5 protein-coding genes and 1 pseudogene are annotated in these 5,096 nt (G+C 43.6%); all 6 read right to left on the bottom strand.

Translation table 11 applies throughout. The annotated features are described in order from the left end of the window. Nucleotides 1-886, bottom strand: a pseudogene (locus AAC854_RS21075) (phage tail protein); the annotation flags it as partial. After that, nucleotides 879-998 (bottom strand): GpE family phage tail protein, encoded by a 120-nt coding sequence (locus AAC854_RS21080; protein WP_340618806.1) that lies wholly within the window; start codon nt 996-998, stop codon nt 879-881. The pseudogene AAC854_RS21075 and the gene AAC854_RS21080, both read right to left, overlap by 8 nt. A gap of 14 nt (nt 999-1,012) precedes the next feature. Next, the gene (locus AAC854_RS21085) at nt 1,013-1,330 is read right to left on the bottom strand and encodes a phage tail assembly protein (protein ID WP_047965097.1); all 318 of its coding nucleotides are present in this window, start codon (nt 1,328-1,330) and stop codon (nt 1,013-1,015) included. Nucleotides 1,331-1,435: 105 nt separating this feature from the next. Continuing rightward, nucleotides 1,436-1,954 carry a phage major tail tube protein gene (locus tag AAC854_RS21090; RefSeq protein ID WP_047965096.1) on the bottom strand — a complete coding sequence of 173 codons (519 nt, stop codon included), beginning with the start codon at nt 1,952-1,954 and terminating at the stop codon, nt 1,436-1,438. 11 nt (nt 1,955-1,965) lie between these two features. Then, nucleotides 1,966-3,138 (bottom strand): phage tail sheath protein, encoded by a 1,173-nt coding sequence (locus AAC854_RS21095; RefSeq protein ID WP_340618807.1) that lies wholly within the window; start codon nt 3,136-3,138, stop codon nt 1,966-1,968. A gap of 561 nt (nt 3,139-3,699) precedes the next feature. Beyond that, entirely contained in the window at nt 3,700-4,500 is an 801-nt protein-coding gene (locus AAC854_RS21100) for a DUF2829 domain-containing protein (RefSeq protein ID WP_340618808.1), read from the bottom strand. Nucleotides 4,501-5,096 lie beyond the last annotated feature (596 nt).

Consider the following 5,096-nt stretch of genomic DNA (forward strand, 5'->3'; position numbering starts at 1 on the left):
GAACGCCCAATTGCACAAAAAAGTTCAGGCTGGTTCTTAACTCAACAAACGCCCGAACGCCCATCTGTACGAAAAAGTTCAGGCTGGCCCTTAGCTCAACAAACGCCCGAACGCCCAATTGCACAAAAAAGTTCAGGCTGGTTCTTAACTCAACAAACGCCCGAACGCCCATCTGTACGAAAAAGTTCAGGCTGGCCCTTAGCTCAACAAACGCCCGAATGCCCAGTTGTACGAAAAAGTTCAGGCTGGCCCTTAACTCAACAAACGCCTGAATTCCCAGTAGTGCAAATATATTCAAATTGACTCTTAAAGAGTCAAATATTTTTATGCCAACATTGCCGAATATTTGTATATGGTTAATTAATGTTTGGAATGTTACTTTTACAAAACCAGTAGTTAAATTCAAAACCCCATTAATTTTATTCAGCATGCCAAATAAAATTGTTATATTAGGATTAATATTAATAACTAGTTTATCTAACAATTTAAAATTGTTAGTCATATTTCCAGCCACACCGAAATTAAATTCATTTTTTTTATTCGATGAATTTTCCTTTCTGACATTTTGGGTTGTTTGAACAATATTAGCTGATTGACTGACGGCATTAACCTGCATTATTTTTGTAGACTTCTGCCGCACAGATAAAGATTGTTTAATTGTTTGATTATAGGCTTTAAGATCGGCACGCATACGCGCAGTTTCCTGCGCATATCCGACTATAGGTTTTAAACTCTCAATGCTCTTATTGAGCTTTTTAAACTGGTTATGGATTTTATCTACTGCATCCGCCAGCTTTTTCTGATGCCGTTGAAAAGGTTTAAAGGAACTGGTCAGCTTTCCAACGGCACTCAATACCTTGTCTAGCTGCGACTGTATGTTACTCATGTTCTGCACCACTTCTTAAAATGGCCCGATGTCGCCAGTCCAACAGTTCCGGCAGTGACATTTCATCTGTCACTGTCGGTGACCAGTGAAAAACGGTGGCGATATCTGCCACCAATTCATCAACCGTTAATCGTTCTGGGAATCGGACTTGACCGACTTCGGCAACAAAAAATTGACCACCTCCACACTGAGATTAATCAGATCACCAGGTGACATCATCATCAGGTCACTTTTGGTCAATGCAGGGGTGGTAACACGCGGCAGAACAAGCAGCATAGAATCCACATCCATTTCCAGCAGCGCCTGTAAACGTGCACCGCGCAATGCACCGCTGTTAGGTTTGCGTACCATCACTTCCGTGATTTCGCCGTTGCCTCGCGCCAGTGGTGCTTCCAATTCGATGGTGCGCAGATCGTCATTTTGAGTATTCAGTGTTTCTGTCATGGTTCAACCTTGTTTATCCGATTAAAAGCCTGTCTCAACAAACACGACTAACGTATTGATGAGACAGGAAATAAGTTTTAAAAAATTTAATTGCTAAAAGAGCGATTAAAAAAGACCGATAGCGCGGCGATGTTGCTCCAGACGATCTTCTCCACCCACTTTCTCAACCATGTTGATGGTGTCGATTTCAATCAGTTCTTCGCCATCCCATGTCAGTTTGAAATAAGTGTTTTTGGCAGTGATTTTGGTCTGAGTGTTATCACCTTGTTTATAAGTACCGTGGTCGAACTCCTGGAAGCGACCACGCATCACAACTTCAACTGCAACGACGTCACCAGTATCTTCGCGTTCAAAAGAGCCGGCAAAACGCAGCATGACGCCATCCGCTTTCGCGATGCCCCACTGTTTGTACAGTTGAGATTCAACGCCGCCCAGAGTGAATTCAGCATCCAGTGCGCCTTCATCCAGACCCAGATCCACCATTGCACTGCCGTTCATGCCAGCGCCACGGTAGGCTTCCAGCTTGCGGCTCAATTTCGGAAGCGTCAGTTCTTCCACAATGCCCTGATAGTTGTTGCCATCGTTGAACAAGTTCAGGTATTTAAGTTTGCGAGGTAATGCCATCAGTCAGCCCCTTATTTATTGATACTTTTCGCGAAATCCATCAGGTAACTATCTGTAATGCGCTGGCGTAACATCATGTCTTCCAGTGGCGGTACAGGTGTATAGTCGTAATCGATGGTCAGTTTGCCTGCTTTCAGGGTGTCTTTATCGTTGATTTTGTCGTCGTACCAGCAACGACCATCAATGATGTAGCCACCCGCTTTCAACTCGCGGAACTTGGCATTGATACCTTCGATAATATCGCGTACCAGCGATGGGGTCAGCGGCTTGTCGATTGCCCACATATGCGCATCAGCCATGGTGTCAGCCAGAACCTGAGCGGTACGGGTGTAACTTTCGAACTGGAACAGTGCGTCATCAGAACAGGTGCGTGAACCCCAGAAACGGAAACCGTTTTTACGGATCAGCGTAGTGATGCCAGCTTTGTTCAGCAGATCAGCGTCAGTCGCGGTATCTTGCAGATCCCAGAAGACATCAGCGGACAGACCAGTCACACCGTTGACACCAACGTTGGACAGGGTTTTGTGCCAGCCAGTTTCCTGGTCGATCTTAGCGCGCAGACCCAAAGCACGAGCGGTTGCAAAAGCAATCGCTTCGCTGTTGGTGACAGTATCCCAGCTCAGGAAGTCAGGCCAAATCAGCATCAGCTCACGATGCTTGAAGTTTTCACGATATTTGATGACTTCTTCGATTTTTTTGCAGCCATAAGCGCTCACATACGCCATTGCTTTCAGTTTCTCGGCAATAGAGGCCAGTTCAGTAGCCACAGCTTTTGAATCCAGACCCGGAACACCCAGAATGCGGGGTTTAACACCGAGCTGGCTTGGTGCCGCCAACAGCGCCTGCATACCGGTTTTCTTACCTTCATCAGTGACACCACCGATGATGTTAGAAATGGTTTCTTCTTCTGACTCGCCCTCAGCCACACGAACAACAACAGTGACAGGTTGAGCCTGGGCTGCGATTGCTTTCAGTGATGAGGACAAAGTGCCTTTTTTCCCGGCCTTACCACTGGCGCTCATAACGTCAGTAATCAGAACTGGAGTGTTTAACGGAAATGTTTTTTCGTCTGCGTCAGGTGCAGTACAGACCATACCCACGATAGCGGTGCTAACGGTTGTAATGGTGCGCGTACCTTCGTTGATTTCCTGTACACGGACTCCATGATGATAATCTTGTGCCATATTAGCGTTCTCTCCTGTTAAGGTGTGGGAGTATATTGACGCAATAGGCATTTAAAATCATGCGGTTGGCAGTGTCTGGTGGATGGTACAAATGGGATAGATGTAAGGTGTTGTTCTGGTTGGAGAACGCCGTTGGAAAGAATTAGATTTTGGTGTTTAAAAAGATTTTACTGCTCAATCTTGAACATGTTCTGGATTTCAGCATCTGCTGCAAAAAAGTCCTTATCCATAGTAATGAGTTTCTGGTATCCGTCGGGGCTCTGTCATTGGGTATTGTGGGAGTGGTTAGAGATCGCCGTCGATAGCTTGATCTGTATTTGCCTGTGTGACCATAAAATTGCCTCTACTAGCTAACTTCTCGACATGATGCTGTAAACAGAAGTCGCCGTCAAAGAATACCGGATATGTTTTTTTTTGCCCTCTTTTTCGGTGCGAAATTTGTTCTTTTTTTGTGTTGTTCAAGTCAATTGGCAGTTTTGGTTATTTTTTGGTGAGGGGAAAACATTGGATATGATTAAGGCCACACAATGTGTGGCCTTAACAAACTAATTCAGAATTGAATTACTTCCAAACACAGTAAAAACGCTTAGTTTTACCCGTTTGCTGTAAGACTTTAATCAGTTCATCAACGGCTGAGTTTTGCTCATTACTATATGCAGTCCTCCATCCCAATCCGTTCTCGAAACGAGCGGTAGTAGGCTTTCCTAAATTATAGGTAACGTTATCGACTGTTACCTGCAGATTTTTTTCCTTTATCTCACTGGCATACTGCAAGTCATTCATTTTTTCAGAGAAGAAATTAAAGCGGATATATTGGAACTTTTGGTAAATATCAGCTACATCGCTAACAACGAATGCCGTAACGGTTTTAATATCAGTGTTATTTCGAATCATATTTAAGCTACCAAGAAGTGATGGATCATAATGAGGTCCCCCTTTCTCACCTATATACCCCCAAGTTCTTTGCGCTCCCCATGAAGATATGGACATGTCTGATTTAAGATCAAAAACCAGATTTTCTCTCTCTTCAGGTGTTATCGCTTCTTGAATCAACGCCCAATCGCAAGCCATCAGGTCTTCTTGCATCGGCTGCCAAGGTGCCCAATTGCCGTGTTTATTGCTCTTATCAATATGGGATAAATAATCGAACTTACCTTCGGTGTCGGTACGGCGCGGGACAAAGCTTAGCTGTTCCTTATCAGCCCAGTCACTGCGGCGCACTTTCTTGCTCAGTTTCAATTGAATCAGAGCCCAATAGAAAGAGCCTTCTGGGGCAACAATCTGCTCGCCTTTATAATTATTGGGATCAAACGGGCATTCATTCTCAGGATTCTGGTTTCCGGTTTTAATTGTTTCAGACATATCTTTTTCCTTATAGTTGAAAATCAATCAGAAAGCGAAACCTTGAAAATTTCGCTTTCCTCTGCGGATAAGCAGTCTGCAAAGATTAATGAATGCTGGGATGGATTTTAATTGATTGTCCTTGTCAGTCTCATCGTACAAATGGTGACTGTAAAAAGTGTTATTTTTCTGCGGATTAACAGGGAGAGATAATAATTGTTATTCTGGTTCCAAGTGCCAACGTCATTATCAGGTCACGGGCAAATACATTACGTATGCGCTTAATTCGTTAACCCAGCTGTAGCTGGTCAAAAAATTTTGGAAAAGAATTGATTGAGAGTCAATATTTCGGTTCAAAATTTGTCCTTTTTCGTATTATTCGAGGTTATTGAGGAAGTTGGTTATTTTTTAGCAAATTAAATAGATTCATTTTCACCACTATTTTTAAATCTTTTAAGTTAATGACAAGGATCTTAGCTCGGATCGTAATGATCCAATTCTTGTAGAAAACCTCGGTTTGGTGGGAACTAAGGAACTGGCAGAAAATGCAGTGCCGAATGCACGGAAAGTAAATGGCAAGGCGTTAACGGGGGATGTGACCCTGAATGCCGAAGATG

The sequence above is a fragment of the Xenorhabdus entomophaga genome, assembly GCF_037996725.1.
GTDB classification, from domain to species: domain Bacteria; phylum Pseudomonadota; class Gammaproteobacteria; order Enterobacterales; family Enterobacteriaceae; genus Xenorhabdus; species Xenorhabdus khoisanae.

Bases quoted from the DNA above. Each gene is read 5' to 3' on its own strand.
- AAC854_RS21085 (WP_047965097.1), bottom strand. From the start codon at position 1,330: ATGACAGAAACACTGAATACTCAAAATGACGATCTGCGCACCATCGAA.
- AAC854_RS21090 (WP_047965096.1), bottom strand. From the start codon at position 1,954: ATGGCATTACCTCGCAAACTTAAATACCTGAACTTGTTCAACGATGGC.
- AAC854_RS21095 (WP_340618807.1), bottom strand. From the start codon at position 3,138: ATGGCACAAGATTATCATCATGGAGTCCGTGTACAGGAAATCAACGAA.
- AAC854_RS21100 (WP_340618808.1), bottom strand. From the start codon at position 4,500: ATGTCTGAAACAATTAAAACCGGAAACCAGAATCCTGAGAATGAATGC.